We start from the raw sequence: 13911 nt of genomic DNA on the forward strand, positions 1-13911 counted from the left end.
TCTTCACTTCAGCCGATCAGGTCCAGGCCTGCCGCGTCGGCCAGCGCGTCGCCCAGCGCGCCCTGCTGCTGGCGCGCCATGGCGCCCGCAAGCTGGTCCACCCGACCCTTGACATGCATCGTGACCGACTCGAACTTCATGCGGTACTCGCTCACCAGCGCAAAGGGTCGGTACAAGCCCAGGGTGAGCAGCGTGAGCAGCATGTTCTTGATCCGCAGCCCCACGTAGCTGCCGGTGCGCAGGCCGCACCGAAAGCGCGCCACCTGGCTCACGCCCACGTTGTTCCACATGAGCTGGAACATGCGGGCCTCGCGGTATGCGCGGGCTGGTGCCGAGGCAAGGAAGATAAGAAAGACGCCACCCACAAAGGCCACGATCACAAGCAGCACCATCCACAGGCCAGAGGCCCTGGGCTGCCCAGCCAGCAGCGCCATGGAGCCGCCCGCCAGCGCGGTGATCACCAGGATCAGGCCCGCAACGCTCAAGACAAACACCAGCACGGTGGCCAGCCAGATCATCACGAAATCCATGTACACCGGCTTCCAGCGACCGCCTTCGTTGCCAAGGCGGGCCTTGCGCACCAGCAGGCTCTTGAAGTTGAACTCGAGCCGGATCACGCACAGGATGGAGAGCAGCACGCCCAGGGCCACCAGCGCACCCATGGCCGCCGTGAACGGGGGCATTTTGGCAGCCGGGGTGTCATCGGCCGCATCAAGCGCCTGGGCGAGCTCGGGCGACAGCATCTGCAGCCCGGTGAACACACCAAACCACACCGCGGCCAGCGCAAACACGGGCCAGCTGGCCAGGTACACCTCTTTCCAGCTGGCGCTGAACTGCAGCCGCAGGCCCCGCCAGCGCGTGGCGCTGAGCCGAAAGCGCATGGCGCTGGCCCAGATAAAGGGCGCCAGCGCCGCGCCGCCCAGCAGGAACAGGCCCACGGCCAGGTCCTGCCCGGTGTTGGCGGCGATGTTGTAGGCAATCGTGAGCAGCATTAGCAGCACAAAGCCCATCACCATCTTGCGCTGCTGCGCGGTGAACTCGAGCGGGCTGCCCGCCACAAACGAGTGGCTGTAGAAATACTGCGCCGTGCGGCGACGGGCCCAGGGCGTGTAGATGCCCAGGGTGATGATGGACAGCAGCACATTGACGATCCAGACCCGGAAATACTCGCCACCCCTGCCGGTGAATTCCATGGGGTGTGCGTCGATGTTCTGGGGCAAAAAAGGGGACATCGGGCCAGCCGGCTGACCGGCTGCGGGATGCTGATTCATGAGCGCTCTCTCCTGTGGGCGAAGCAGTGTAGCCTGTGTGCCAGGTTTTTGTATCAAAATGCCCAGTTGCGCACGCTTGTATTGCCCTTGCAGCTATTTTTTTAATAGCAATATGACCTGCGGTCTAAAACTTCTCCCAAGGCTGCAGGTAGCGCCACTGCCCCTCGGGCACCTTGGCCAGGGGTACGCGGCCGATGCGGATGCGCTTGAGGGCCACCACCGACAGGCCCACGGCCTCGCACATCGCCGGGATCTGCCCCGGGCGAATGCCCTTTAGCGCAAAGCGCAGCCGGGTCTCGCTTTGCCAGCTCACCTTGATGGGGGGCAGCGGCCGTCCGTTGAATGACAGGCCGTGGCACAGCCGCTGCAGGCCGCCCGGGGCGATGGTGCCCGCCACCTCGACGATGCACTCCTGCTCCAGCGACTCGATGTCCTCGGCCAGCTTGCGTGCGATGCGCTTGTCCTGCGTGTACACCACCAGGCCGCTGGCCTCGGTGGGCAGGGGCGTGAAGCATTCCAGCTGCCGAAAGTGCCTCTGCAGCAGCCGGATGCCCGAGGCGTCTTCGGCCAGGTGCGATTGCGCGCTCAGCAGGGTGACCGCCTGGGGTGCGCCCTGGCTGCGGCTGCCATGCGCGGCCGTGGCCGCGGCACCGGCGGGCTGGGCCAGCCCCGCTTCAAACCCCGGCGGTTTGTGCAACAGCAGCGTGACGGGGGTGAGCGCCAGCAGGCTGGCGTCGGGCGCCACGGCCACGGCCTGATCGGGGCGCACGCGGGCTCCGGGCAGCTCCACCACCTGGCCGTTCACGCTCACAAAGCCCCCCTCGATGAACTGCTCGGCCGTGCTGCGCGAGCAGTTGAGCTGGTCGGCCACGCGTTTGGCCAGGCGGATGTGGGAGGGGTCGGAGTGCTTGTCGGTCATGGAAGAGGAGGGCTGAGTAAAGGGTGCGGGCTCGGCCCAGGGTGCGTGGTCCAGTTGGCAAACAACCGGTATGGACCGGTCTTGCCGGGATGGTTGAGGCGCCATGCGGCGCTTCGACAGGCTCAGCGTGAACGGTTTTTGTCGATTTGAAAGAAGGCGCGTGCGCGTCAGTGGTTGCCGGGCTGCTGCGCCCGGATGCGTTCCACATGGGCCAGCAGCGAGCGCTGCGCCACCGGCCACATGCGCGGCGGCACGTCGTCATACGCATGGCGCACCCAGTCTTCCATGGTGCCCTCAGGCTGGGCTTGCATGGCGGCCATGACCTTGGCCTCGCGCGCGAGCCGGTGGGCCTTGAGCCGGGCAATGGACTGGCGCGCGCCCAGCACCGGGCCGCCCAGCACGTAGCCGTGGGCTGGCAGGATGAACTCCACGCCATGCTGCGCGCAGACGGCATCGAGCCGGTCGAGCGAGTCGAGGTAGTCGGCCATGTTGCCATCGGGCGGGTCGATCACGGTGGTGCTGCCGTTCAGGATGTGGTCGCCGCTGAACAGCAGGCCGTCTTCGATCAGCAGCAGACACAGGTGGTTGGCCGCGTGCCCGGGGGTGTGGATGACCTGCAGGGTGTGCGTCACGGGGCCTTCCGGCGTTGGTCCGGTCAGCACCAGCAGCTCAAGGTGGTGGAGCGAACGGTCGGGCGTGAACTGGCTGGCGGCGCGCGCGGTGGGTGCCGAGGGCAGGCCCAGCACCGCAGGGCGGGGCTTGCCCGCCTGCACGCACAAGGCCTGCAGAGGCGCCGCGCCGGGCGCGTGGTCGGGGTGCGAATGGGTGCACACGATCATGCGGATGTCGCCGCCCGCAGCGCGCCACAGTGCATCCAGGTGCTCGGGGTCGGCCGGGCCGGGGTCGATGGCAATGAAGCCGGTGGCGGGGTCGCCCACCAGATAGCTGTTGGTGCCCGGGCCGGTCATCACGCCAGGGTTGGGGGCCGTGAGGCGTTGCACATTGCGCAGCAGGGGCACAGGGCGCTCGGCCTGCCAGTCCAGCGGGTGCGCGATTTGACCATCGGGGCAGACCAGCGCCAGCTCGCCAAACGGGGTTTCGTCTTCCATGTAGCGCGCTTCCTTGCCGGCCAGAATGCCAGCGCGGGGGCAGCTCACCCACAGGGGTTTTTCGTCGGTCAGGGCATCCAGCACGTCCTGCGTGCGGGCAAAGCGGGCCAGCCGCTGCAGCGTGCGGATGGTCGGGAAGATCATGAAGAACTGTCCGGCCTCGTGCCGCGCCAGCGCGTCGGCAGGGCGCACCCACACGGGCTCGAACTGCTCGGCCTCGTCGGCCACGGGCTGCTGGCCCTCGGGCATGCGGGCCACGAGAAACGGCACCTCAAAGCGGCGCGCCAGGTCGCGGTCGGCCGTCCAGTGCGCCAGCAGGAACACGGCGTCCGTCGCCAGGCGCAGGCCATGGGCCTGGCATTGCGCCACCAAAGGCTGGTGGCGCTCCAGGGCGGCGATGTCGGAGCCATCGGCCCACTGACCCTGGCGCGGGCCATCGGCATGGCGGGCCAGCAGCACGCCCAGCTCTTCAAAGCTCTCGCGAATGGCGGCGATGGCCTGGGTGAGGTGCAGGTCGTTTTGCGTGGCGCGGCGGTCGGCCATGGCGTGCGTGGCGGGTGCGGCATCCAGCGCATCGATGCCGCCGCCGGGGAACACATAGGCATTGGGCGCAAAGCTGGCCGTGGGCGAGCGCCGGGTCATCAACACCTCCAGCCCGCCGGGCGAGTCGGCGCTGGCGGGCGCATCGCGCAGCAGCAGCACCGTGGCGGCGGCACGGGTGGCTGCGGGTTCGCGGTGGGGGTGCAACTGTTGGTGGGTGCGGGGCATCAGCCCATTATCGAGCCGTCGGCCCGCCCGACCTGCCTGCGACAGTCTCGGGAGAGCCGACCGCCGTGGCCAGCCCATGCATCGCAATGCGTGTGGGTGGGCGCAGGCCGCGCCAGCAACGATAATCCGCCCATGCAGATTCGCTTCACCAAAATGCAGGGCGCTGGCAACGACTTTGTGGTGCTCGACGAAACCCGCGGGCGGCTGGGCCTCACGGCGGCGCAGTACCGCTTTCTGGCCGACCGGCACTTTGGCGTGGGCGCAGACCAGATCCTTACCGTGCGCCCGTCGCCTGCCCCGGGCATTGATTTTGAGTACGTGATCCACAACGCCGACGGCGGCGAGGTGGAGCAGTGCGGCAACGGCGCGCGTTGCTTTGCACGCTTTGTGCGCGACAAGGGCCTGACCGACCGCGACACCATCCGCGTGCAGACCCGAAGCGGCGTGATCACCCCCCGTCTCACGCCCGACGGCCGCGTCACCGTGGACATGGGTCGCCCGGTGTTTGACCCGGCCCGCGTGCCCTTTGACACCGCCGGGTTGCAGCCCGTGCCACAGGGTTTGGGACAAAAATGGCCAGTCGCGCTTGACTCTATTGGCATGGATGCTCCTGTTTTGGTAGCAGTCGCTTCCATGGGCAACCCCCACGCGCTGCAACTGGTGGACAACGTGGACACCGCCCCCGTGACCCGCACCGGCCCGCTGATCGAAGGCCACCCGCGCTTTGCGCAGCGCGTGAACGCCGCCTACATGCAGATCGTGGACCGCAACCATGTGCGGCTGCGTGTGTACGAACGCGGCTCGGGCGAAACCCTGGCCTGCGGCTCAGGTGCCTGTGCCTCCGTGGCCTCGGGCATTCGCCTGGGTCTTTTAGACACCACGGTGCAGGTGGATACCCGCGGCGGTCGCCTGACCATCGCCTGGAGCGGCGACGAGGCCGACTCCGTTTTCATGACCGGCCCGGCCACCACCGTGTTCGAAGGCCAGATCGACCTACCTGACACCCTCTCATGACCACGTCCACCCCCTCTCCCCTTGCCCCGATCACCGAAGACGACATCGCCCACTTCCTGACGAACACGCCGGGTTTTTTTGAGCGCCACGCCGAGTTGCTGGCCAGTGTGCAGATGACCAGCCCGCACAGCGCACGCGCCGTGAGCCTGCAGGAGCGCCAGGCCGAGATGCTGCGCGAGAAGATCAAAGGGCTGGAGCACCGCATCATGGACATGGTGCGCAACAGCACGGAAAACGCTGGCATAGCGGCCAAAGTGCACCAGTGGACCAGCGCGCTGCTGCAGGTCAGGGACCCGTTCGACCTTCCCCATGCCGTGGTGAGCGGCCTGCGCGCCCTGTTTGACGTGCCGCAGGCCGCCGTGCGCGTGTGGGAGGTGGCTGCGCCCTATGTGGACGCCGACTTCACCCAGGGCGCCAGTGACGACGCCCGCGCCTTTGCCTCGTCGCTCACCATGCCCTTTTGTGGGCCCAACCTGGGTTTCGAGCCCGCGGGCTGGCTGGCGGCCGAGGCGAGCGAGCCCGCCCAGTCGCTGGCGCTGCTGCCGCTGCGCGCCGGGGCCATCGGCAGCGCCACACCGGCTTTTGGCCTGCTGGTGCTGGGCTCACCCGACCCCAAGCGGTTTGATGCCACCATGGGCACCGACTTCCTGGCGCGCATGGCCGAGCTGGCCAGTGCGGCGCTGATCCGCTTGAAATGAGATGAGACACCCCCCTGAGCCGCTGCGCGGCTCCGCGCAGCAACCGGAGGGTGCCGTCCTTCGAGGCCGTCCAGGCCTGCGCAGGCAGGCCTGGAGTCGCGGCTCTCAGCCCCCGCTCTCGCTTCGCTGCGCTGCGCGGGCAGGGGGACGACGCCCTCGCTGCGGGGCGGCCCTTGCTCGGCGTCCCGCGCCTGACGCGCGCCAGTTTCAGCCGCTTGGCCGCTTAGCACTCCGCGGTCGTCCGCAGCGCCCTGTGCGCCACTGACGCCATGTCCGCCGTGGCCATCGCGCAGCCCCCCACGGACCCCCACGTCCAGCGCTACCTGGAGCATGTGCGGGTCGAAAAACGCTTGGCTGACCGCACCGTCACGCTGTACACCCTGGATCTGCAACGGCTGGCCCACATGGCTGCGGGCGTGAATATGCCGCTCTTGCAGTTGCAGACGGCGCACATCCGCCGCTTTGTGGCGCAGATGCACAGTGCGGGGCGCAGCGGGCGGGGCATTGCGCTCATCCTGTCGGGCTGGCGCGGGTTTTATGGGTGGGCCGGGCGGCAGGGGTTGGTGGCCCACAACCCGGTGCAGGACGTGCGCGCGCCCAAGGCGGCCAAGCCCCTGCCCAAGGCGCTTGGTGTGGATGATGCGGTGCGGCTGGCGGAGTTTGAGCACGCGGGGGGCAACCCGTGGCTGGAGGCGCGCGACGCCGCCATGGTGGAGCTGCTCTACGGCTGCGGCCTGCGGGTGGGCGAGCTGGCCGGCCTGGATGCCATACCCAGCGCCGACACCCAGCGGCTGCGGCGTGGCTGGGTGGACCTGGATGCGGGCGAAGCGCATGTGTTTGGCAAGGGCAGCAAGCGGCGCAGCGTGCCGGTGGGCGCGGCTGCCACCGCGGCCCTGCGTGCGTGGCTGGCCGTGCGGGCTGCGCCGTTCGGGGGGGGCGACCCCTCCCGGCTGGACGCGGCCTTGTTTGTGGGGCAGCGCGGCCAACGGCTCACGGCCCAATCGATCTGGTTGCGGCTGCGCCAGCGCAGCCAGCAGGCAGGGCTGACCACGCCGGTCCACCCGCACATGCTGCGCCATTCGTTTGCCAGCCACCTGTTGCAAAGCAGCGGCGACCTGCGTGCCGTGCAGGAGCTTTTGGGTCATGCCAACATCACCACCACGCAGGTCTATACACGCCTGGATTTCCAGCACCTGGCCAAGGTGTACGACGCCGCCCACCCGCGGGCCCGCAAGAAGCCCTGACAAGGCAGCGGCACCAAGACGGCATGCCGCCGCTGGCCGCCGCATGCGGCTGTGGGCCTACGGGCACGTGCCGCTGGATATGGGCATCGCTGGTCTGGCCGCAGGCACCGTGGCGTTATCAGCGGCCGGATCGGCGACGGCGCTCAGCGTAGCGATGTATCGGTGTAGCCTCGGGTTGGCGGGCGTCGGGTTGATGCTGCTGCGGCTGGCCCGCCCCACCGTGCGGGACGCTGGATGACCTGGTGCGTCGGTCTCGCGCATGACCTGTCCAGCCGCGACAATCCTGTGCATGAAAACCCTACGCCTTCGCCCTGGCAAGGAGCGCTCGCTCCTGCGCCGTCATCCCTGGATCTTTGAATCAGCCATCGCCAAGGGCGGCGGCGACGCTGGCGAGACGGTGCGTGTGGAGTCGCACGACGGGCGGTTTCTCGCCTGGGCGGCGTTCAGTCCTGCCTCGCGCATTCGCGCACGGGTGTGGAGCTTTGACGAGGCACAACGCATAGACGCTACGTTTTTTGTAGCTGCTTGTGCCTACGCAATAAGCGCAAGGGCTAGATTTGATGTAAATAGTGACGGTGTGCGGCTGATCCATGGCGAGTCAGACGGCTTGCCGGGGCTCATCGTGGACCGCTATGGCGACACGTTGGTCGCCCAGTTCACCAGCGCTGGCACCGAACGCTGGAAGGGCGTGATCGCTGACGCGCTGCTCAAGCAGACCGGGCTGGCCCATTTGTACGAGCGCTCCGACGCCAGCGTGCGCGCCCTGGAGGGCCTGGAGCCTGCGACGGGCTGGCTGCGCGGCGGGCCGGACAAGGCAGGCGATGCCCCGCCCTCACTGGAAATCACCATTCGCGAGCACCAGTGGCAGCTGACGTTGAACATTGCCGAAGGCCACAAGACCGGCTTTTACCTGGACCAGCGCGACAGTCGCAAGCGCTTTGCTGACTACGTGCAGCGTCTGAACCTGCGCCGGGTGCTCAACTGCTTTTGCTACACCGGCGGCTTCAGCGTGGCTGCGCTCGCTGGCATGCGGGCCGCGCAGGCCCCGGGCGGGCAGGGTGGCGGCCAGGTGATCTCGATCGACTCGTCGGGCCCTGCGCTGGAGCGCGCGCGGGCGCATGTGCTGCTCAATGGATTCGATCCTGCGCAGGCAGCTTTCCTGGATGCCGACGTGAATGCATCGCTGCGCCAGTTCCTCAAGGAAGGGCAGCGCTTTGACGCCATCGTGCTGGACCCGCCCAAGTTCGCACCCACCGCCGCCCATGCCGAGCGCGCGGCGCGCGCCTACAAAGACATCAACCGGCTTGCGCTCCAGTTGCTGTCGCCGGGCGGGGTGCTGTTCACGTTTTCGTGCTCGGGCGGCATCAGCGCCGACCTGTTCCACAAAATCGTGGCGTCCGCCGGGGCCGACGCCGGTGTGGACGGCTACATCCTGGAGCGCCTCGGGGGCGCGCAGGACCACCCGATGACGCTCGAGTTTCCGGAGGGCGAGTACCTCAAGGGACTGGTGGTCATGCGCAAGGGCTGATCGCCGCCCCGCGCCAGCGCACGGCTTTGCAGCGCTTTGCCGTCGAGGGCTTGACACGATCGGTACACTGATTTTTTGAGGCCCGCGCCCTGGCGCGGCAGGTGCCGACCACCGGGTCGCCGCACCTGTTGCCCTTTGTTATGCATTTCTTTTTTGAGAGACCGTTTCCATGGCATTGATCCCCGTCACCATCCTCACCGGCTTCCTGGGCTCGGGCAAGACGACCCTGCTCAAGCGCCTGCTTAGTGAGGCCCACGGCCAGAAAATCGCCGTGATCGAGAACGAATTCGGTGAGGAAAACATCGACAACGACATCCTGGTCACCGAGTCCAAAGAGCAGATCGTGCAGATGAGCAACGGCTGCATCTGCTGCACCATCCGTGAAGACCTGCGCGAGACGCTGCAACTGCTGGCCACCAACAAGCGCAAAAACCTGATCGAATTTGACCGCATCGTGATCGAGACCACGGGCGTGGCCGACCCGGGGCCGGTCGCGCAGACGTTTTTCATGGACGAGGAAATCGCCGAAACCTATCTCATTGACTCCATCATCACGCTGGTGGACGCCAAGCACGCACCCCAGCAGCTCAACGACCGCCAGGAGGCGCGCCGCCAGATCGGGTTTGCCGACCAGATCTTCCTGTCCAAGACCGACCTGGTGAGCGCCGAGGAAACCGACGCCCTGATCCACCGCCTCAAGCACATGAACCCGCGCGCGCCGATCAAGGCCGTGCATTTTGGTCAGGTGCCGCTCAAAGAAGTGCTCGACCTGCGGGGCTTCAACCTGAACGCCAAGCTCGACATCGACCCCGACTTTCTCAAGCAAGACCAGGGCGGCCATGAGCACCACGACCATGATCATGCGCATGGCGAGCATTGCGACCACCCATCGCACCAGCACGGCGGCGGCAGCCATGGCCACCACCATCACCATGACGACGATGTCAAGAGCTTCGTCTATCGCTCCGATCGCCCGTTCGATCCTGCCAAGCTGGAAGACTTCCTGGGCGCGATCGTCAACATCTACGGCCCGCGCATGCTGCGCTACAAGGGGGTCCTCTTCATGATGGGCACCGACCGCAAGGTGATTTTCCAGGGCGTGCACCAGCTCATGGGCAGCGACCTGGGGCCACTGTGGGCCGAAGGCGAAGCTCGCAACAGCAAGATGGTGTTCATTGGCATCGACCTGCCCAGGGATATCTTTTTGCAAGGGCTGGAGCAGAGCCTGGCCTGAACCGGGCGTGCCCTGGCAGGCGGGGCGTTTTTCACCCGTCTGTGTTGTATCTGCAACGTTTCCGTTTGCGTCAGCGCAGGTAGATACAATCGCGCCCCGGCAAGAACCTGTTCAATGCCTTGTGGGAGCCGGACAAGGATATTGCGGCAATGGGATGCAAGGTGTGTGGATCGCAGCGAATAGCCCAGCGACCCACCAGCGCCGCACTGCCTGCCGCAGATCTCCAGCCACGGCACTTGACTGGCTGTTGGATTGACATCGGGCCAGCACATGCCCTGGTTGCTCGTATGGGCTATTGTTCATACGCTGCATCTAAGGCATTGCCCCCTGCCGATGGTGCTCCAACGTGTTTTACATAAAGCATTGAACAGGTTCCAGACCCCGGAAGGCTTGCCACCCGCCCTTGCCCGCGCTTGCGCCAGGGCCTGCCCGTATCGCGAGGAGACCAGGAAGTGAAAGCCGACACCAGCAAATCCAAGGGAAAAGCCGCTAAGAGTGCCCCGGCCGCAGCCAAGAATGCCCCAGCGGCGCCTAAGGCTGCTGCAAAGGCTCCCGCCAAAGCTGCCGCTGCGCCTGCGAAGGCTACTGCGAAGACCGCCGCTGTGCCTGCGAAGGCTGCTGCTGTGCCTGCAGCGCCCATCCCGACCCAGGTGCTCAGGCCCGGTTCTGAGGTGCCGGTGCGTACAACCCGTCCCTCTTCCCGGTTGGCCCAATTGACCGTACCATCCATGGCACAGTCCGTGGCATCCACGGCTGCCAAAGCCAGTTACCTACACCCTATGCCCACGACCGTGCAAGCGCAGCCTGCGTTTACCGCTGCAAAAAAAGACCCCAAACTGGCCAATAACTGGAAGACAAAGTCCGCCGCCGAGTTGACCGATGCCGAAGTCATCGCCATGCCCGATAGCGAGTACATGAACGACAAGCAAATGGCGTTCTTTCGCCTCAAGCTGGTTCAGCTCAAGCAGGACATCCACAACAGCGCGGGCGAAACCACCGAGCACCTGCGTGAAGATACCGTTGTGGTGCCCGACCCGGCCGACCGCGCGACCATCGAGGAAGAGCATGCGCTGGAGCTGCGAACCCGTGACCGTGAGCGCAAGCTGCTCAAGAAGATCGAGCAGTCCATCGCCCGCATCGACGCCGGCGACTACGGTTACTGCGACGAAACGGGAGAGCCGATCGGCGTGGGCCGCCTGATTGCCAGGCCCACGGCCACGCTGTCACTTGAAGCTCAGCAGCGTCGTGAACTCAAGCAGAAAATGTTCGGTGACTGATCATTCCTTCCAGGCCGTTGGTCTGGGTGACGGATTCCACCCCATGTGCACACCAATCGTTTCCGCCCCATGAGCAAGGAAGATTCCAACCCCGGTCTGCTGTCAAAGGTGGTGCGGTTCGTGCGCAATCCATCGGTGAGTTGGGCTGATCTGGAGTCTCGGCTGGACGACCGCGAGAGCGAGTACAGCAAGCAGATGCTCAAGGAGATGATCGAGCGCAAGCGGCGCAACGACTTCGTCCGACGCCGCGAGTTCGACGAGCTTCGCAATCTGCGCAAGCGCGAAGCGATTCAGGGTCAGCGCACCGAAGATCCCGGTGGTCGTCCCTCGTTCTTCCAGAGCAGCATGGCGTCGCCCAATGAGCGTGCCGTCACGCTCAAGAAGATCAACGAGATCGAGGCGCAGATGTCCCAGCAGTGGTGGAAGGGCAAGCAGTCCACCGACGAGGCCAGCGGCCAGGACAAGATGCCAGTCAACGAGAGGCCCGCCGACCGTTTCCCGGACGTTTCGGAGTCCGTTGCGGCCAGCGCCAGGGCCTTTGCGCCGACGGCACCTGCCAGCATGTCCGCCTTGCTGCAGAGCAAGCCGGCCGTTCAGCCGCTGTTTGCCGACGACAGCATGTCTGTGGCGAATTTCGGAGGCGGTGACGCCAGCATGGTCTATGAAGGCGCAGATGGCACTTATGGCGAATCTGCGGCTCGGGCCGCGCCCTCGCTGGCCGAACACACAGCGCCGATGGCGCTCTCCGAGCCGGAGGAATTTGTGCACGAGCCCGATCTGGAAGAAGCGGCCATCCGCTTTGCCAACGGTGACCATGCCGGTGCCGAGACCGGTCTGCTGGAGGTGCTTGCCCAGCACCAGCACGATGCGCCAGACGACCAGATGATCATCTGGATGACGCTGTTTGACCTGTATCGCGCCACAGGCCAGCATGATCGTTTTGAGTCGCTGGCGATGGACTTCGCTGCCCAGTACAGCCGATCGGCGCCGTTGTGGTTTTCCATGCCCGGGCTGCTTGGCTTGGCCGACCCGGCCGCTGCAGCGTCGGTGGCCGCACCGGGAGCCGTGCAGCGCGAATTCAGCTGGAACGCGCCGGCCTCGGTGGCTGTCTCCTCGGTGGCAGCGCTGCAGGCATCTCTGGCACGAACAGCCGCTCCCTGGACCCTGTCTTGGTCGCGTCTGGCGTCCATTGACGAGGCCGCCGTCCCGCTGCTGGCCGACCAATTCACCCGGTGGGCCGAGCGCGAGGGGCAGTTTGTTTTTTCGGGCGTCGAGAGGCTCATTGGATTGCTGGGGTCAAAGACGCAATCGGGCGATCGATCCACCAGTCCAGAGTGGTGGCGCCTGCGCATGGCTTCCCTGCGCTTGATGGGTAACCCCGAAGAGTTCGAGTTGGTGGCGCTCGATTACTGCGTCACCTACGAAGTCTCACCTCCGTCCTGGATGCCGCCCCGTTGCGGTTACGCCGACGATCGAGGCGTCCCATCAGGCTCGGCGTCTCAGGCCGAAGAAAGCGACTTTGGCCCGTCCTCCATGGTGGATTCGATCATGGGCACTTTGGACAGGACCCCTGTGGCGGAGCTTGCAGGATACATCGAAGGCGACGCAGTGCCCATGCTCGAACCCTTCGAAGCCTTTATTCGCCCGGGCGTGCCGCTGACTATTTCGTGCGACAAGCTGATCCGTGTCGACTTTGGCGCAGCCGGGTCCGTTCTCAACTGGGCGGCCGCTCGGCAGAGCGAGGGGCATGTGATCCAGTTCCAGAACCTGCAGCGCCTGGTAGCGGTGTTCTATAACGTCATTGGCATCAACGAGCACGCCCGCATCATTCCCCGCAAGAACTAAATCGGGCTGACGCCTCTCCCTGGTGGTGGGCGGGCGCACCGGCATGACGCATTCGACCCGGTGCAGATGCTCCGGCCGCCGACCAACGGGCTTCAGGCAATAAGCCGCAAGCGCATGCGAACGCGTGAACCTGCATTGGCGTGTCGTTTCGTGTTCGCGCTCTCGCCGCCCTGCTTGCAAAAACCGGCTTGACCCCCATGTGCGGCAGCTATGGAAACTTCTTCACACGACAGCCATCCGGTGTTTCACGGCACCACCATCCTCAGCGTGCGGCGTGAAACTCCGCAGGGCGTGCAGGTGGTCATCGGCGGTGACGGACAGGTCACGCTGGGCAACATCATCGTCAAGGGCACGGCGCGCAAGGTGCGCAAGCTCTACCACGGCAAGGTTCTGGCCGGGTTTGCGGGCGCCACGGCGGATGCCTTCACGCTCTTTGAGCGCTTCGAGGCCAAGCTGGAGAAACACCAGGGCCACCTCACCCGCGCCGCGATCGAGCTGACCAAGGATTGGCGCACCGACCGCGTGCTGCGACGCCTGGAGGCCATGCTGGCCGTCGCAGACGCCAGTGCGTCCCTGATCATTACGGGCAATGGCGACGTTCTGGAGCCCGAGCAGGGCATCGTGGCCATCGGGTCGGGCGGCGCATATGCCCACTCTGCCGCCAAGGCGTTGCTCAACTGCACCGATCTTTCTGCGCTGGAGATCGTGAAAAAGTCGCTGGAGATCGCAGGCGAGTTGTGCATTTACACCAACATGAACCACACCATCGAGTCGCTCTGAGGGGTCTTTGGTATTGATTTGATAGCTGTTGGCGCTTTACCAGCAAGCGGCGGCAGCAGATTTGGCCGCGGATTCAACAACAAAGTGCATCGTTAAAAAGCTAGGTTGGCTCAGGAGGCATAGGATGTCCTCCCCGACCTAGCCGTCATGGAAAGACACGATGCCCTATACACACCTGAGCCGAGAACAACGATACCAAATTCATGCACTGCGCCGACAGTATC

At 65.7% G+C, this 13911-nt stretch carries 11 protein-coding genes; 8 read left to right on the forward strand and 3 right to left on the reverse strand.

The window, feature by feature from the left end:
- Positions 1-8: 8 nt before the first annotated feature.
- The 3 genes from ACK543_RS04920 to ACK543_RS04930 form a co-directional block, all read right to left on the reverse strand.
- Positions 9-1271 carry a YjgN family protein gene (locus ACK543_RS04920; RefSeq protein WP_409941731.1) on the reverse strand — a complete coding sequence of 421 codons (1263 nt, stop codon included), beginning with the start codon at positions 1269-1271 and terminating at the stop codon, positions 9-11.
- 124 nt (positions 1272-1395) lie between these two features.
- Positions 1396-2190: an rRNA pseudouridine synthase gene (locus ACK543_RS04925; RefSeq protein WP_409941732.1), complete on the reverse strand. Its 795-nt coding sequence runs from the start codon at positions 2188-2190 to the stop codon at positions 1396-1398.
- A 167-nt stretch (positions 2191-2357) separates the two neighbouring features.
- Positions 2358-4067 carry an MBL fold metallo-hydrolase gene (locus ACK543_RS04930; RefSeq protein WP_409941733.1) on the reverse strand — a complete coding sequence of 570 codons (1710 nt, stop codon included), beginning with the start codon at positions 4065-4067 and terminating at the stop codon, positions 2358-2360.
- 132 nt (positions 4068-4199) lie between these two features.
- Here ACK543_RS04930 and dapF point away from each other — a divergent pair, with 132 nt between their 5' ends.
- From dapF to hslV, 8 genes are all read left to right on the forward strand, one after another.
- Positions 4200-5081 (forward strand): diaminopimelate epimerase, encoded by an 882-nt coding sequence (gene dapF, locus ACK543_RS04935; RefSeq protein ID WP_409941734.1) that lies wholly within the window; start codon positions 4200-4202, stop codon positions 5079-5081.
- Positions 5078-5779 carry a DUF484 family protein gene (locus tag ACK543_RS04940; RefSeq protein ID WP_409941735.1) on the forward strand — a complete coding sequence of 234 codons (702 nt, stop codon included), beginning with the start codon at positions 5078-5080 and terminating at the stop codon, positions 5777-5779. The genes dapF and ACK543_RS04940 overlap by 4 nt, the downstream gene beginning before the upstream one ends.
- Before the next feature lie 269 nt (positions 5780-6048).
- Entirely contained in the window at positions 6049-7023 is a 975-nt protein-coding gene (locus ACK543_RS04945) for a tyrosine-type recombinase/integrase (RefSeq protein WP_409941736.1), read from the forward strand.
- A gap of 289 nt (positions 7024-7312) precedes the next feature.
- Entirely contained in the window at positions 7313-8551 is a 1239-nt protein-coding gene (locus tag ACK543_RS04950) for a class I SAM-dependent rRNA methyltransferase (protein ID WP_409941737.1), read from the forward strand.
- Between the two features lie 169 nt (positions 8552-8720).
- A complete protein-coding gene (locus ACK543_RS04955; protein WP_409941738.1) occupies positions 8721-9785 on the forward strand; it encodes a CobW family GTP-binding protein in 1065 nt (354 codons plus the stop codon).
- 452 nt (positions 9786-10237) lie between these two features.
- The gene (gene dksA, locus ACK543_RS04960) at positions 10238-11062 is read left to right on the forward strand and encodes an RNA polymerase-binding protein DksA (RefSeq protein WP_409941739.1); all 825 of its coding nucleotides are present in this window, start codon (positions 10238-10240) and stop codon (positions 11060-11062) included.
- Between the two features lie 69 nt (positions 11063-11131).
- Positions 11132-12907, forward strand: coding sequence for an STAS domain-containing protein (locus tag ACK543_RS04965; RefSeq protein ID WP_409941740.1), 1776 nt, complete (start codon positions 11132-11134; stop codon positions 12905-12907).
- Between the two features lie 210 nt (positions 12908-13117).
- The gene (hslV, locus tag ACK543_RS04970; protein WP_409941741.1) at positions 13118-13687 is read left to right on the forward strand and encodes an ATP-dependent protease subunit HslV; all 570 of its coding nucleotides are present in this window, start codon (positions 13118-13120) and stop codon (positions 13685-13687) included.
- The last annotated feature ends 224 nt before the right edge of the window (positions 13688-13911 follow it).

It is taken from the genome of Acidovorax sp., from assembly GCF_046341535.1.
Lineage (GTDB): Bacteria > Pseudomonadota > Gammaproteobacteria > Burkholderiales > Burkholderiaceae_C > Acidovorax.

Excerpts from the sequence above, each read along its gene's own strand:
- ACK543_RS04920 (WP_409941731.1), bottom strand. The coding sequence starts at position 1,271 with ATGAATCAGCATCCCGCAGCCGGTCAGCCGGCTGGCCCGATGTCCCCT.
- ACK543_RS04925 (WP_409941732.1), bottom strand. The coding sequence starts at position 2,190 with ATGACCGACAAGCACTCCGACCCCTCCCACATCCGCCTGGCCAAACGC.
- ACK543_RS04930 (WP_409941733.1), bottom strand. The coding sequence starts at position 4,067 with ATGCCCCGCACCCACCAACAGTTGCACCCCCACCGCGAACCCGCAGCC.
- dapF (WP_409941734.1), top strand. The coding sequence starts at position 4,200 with ATGCAGATTCGCTTCACCAAAATGCAGGGCGCTGGCAACGACTTTGTG.
- ACK543_RS04940 (WP_409941735.1), top strand. The coding sequence starts at position 5,078 with ATGACCACGTCCACCCCCTCTCCCCTTGCCCCGATCACCGAAGACGAC.
- ACK543_RS04945 (WP_409941736.1), top strand. The coding sequence starts at position 6,049 with ATGTCCGCCGTGGCCATCGCGCAGCCCCCCACGGACCCCCACGTCCAG.
- ACK543_RS04950 (WP_409941737.1), top strand. The coding sequence starts at position 7,313 with ATGAAAACCCTACGCCTTCGCCCTGGCAAGGAGCGCTCGCTCCTGCGC.
- ACK543_RS04955 (WP_409941738.1), top strand. The coding sequence starts at position 8,721 with ATGGCATTGATCCCCGTCACCATCCTCACCGGCTTCCTGGGCTCGGGC.
- ACK543_RS04965 (WP_409941740.1), top strand. The coding sequence starts at position 11,132 with ATGAGCAAGGAAGATTCCAACCCCGGTCTGCTGTCAAAGGTGGTGCGG.
- hslV (WP_409941741.1), top strand. The coding sequence starts at position 13,118 with ATGGAAACTTCTTCACACGACAGCCATCCGGTGTTTCACGGCACCACC.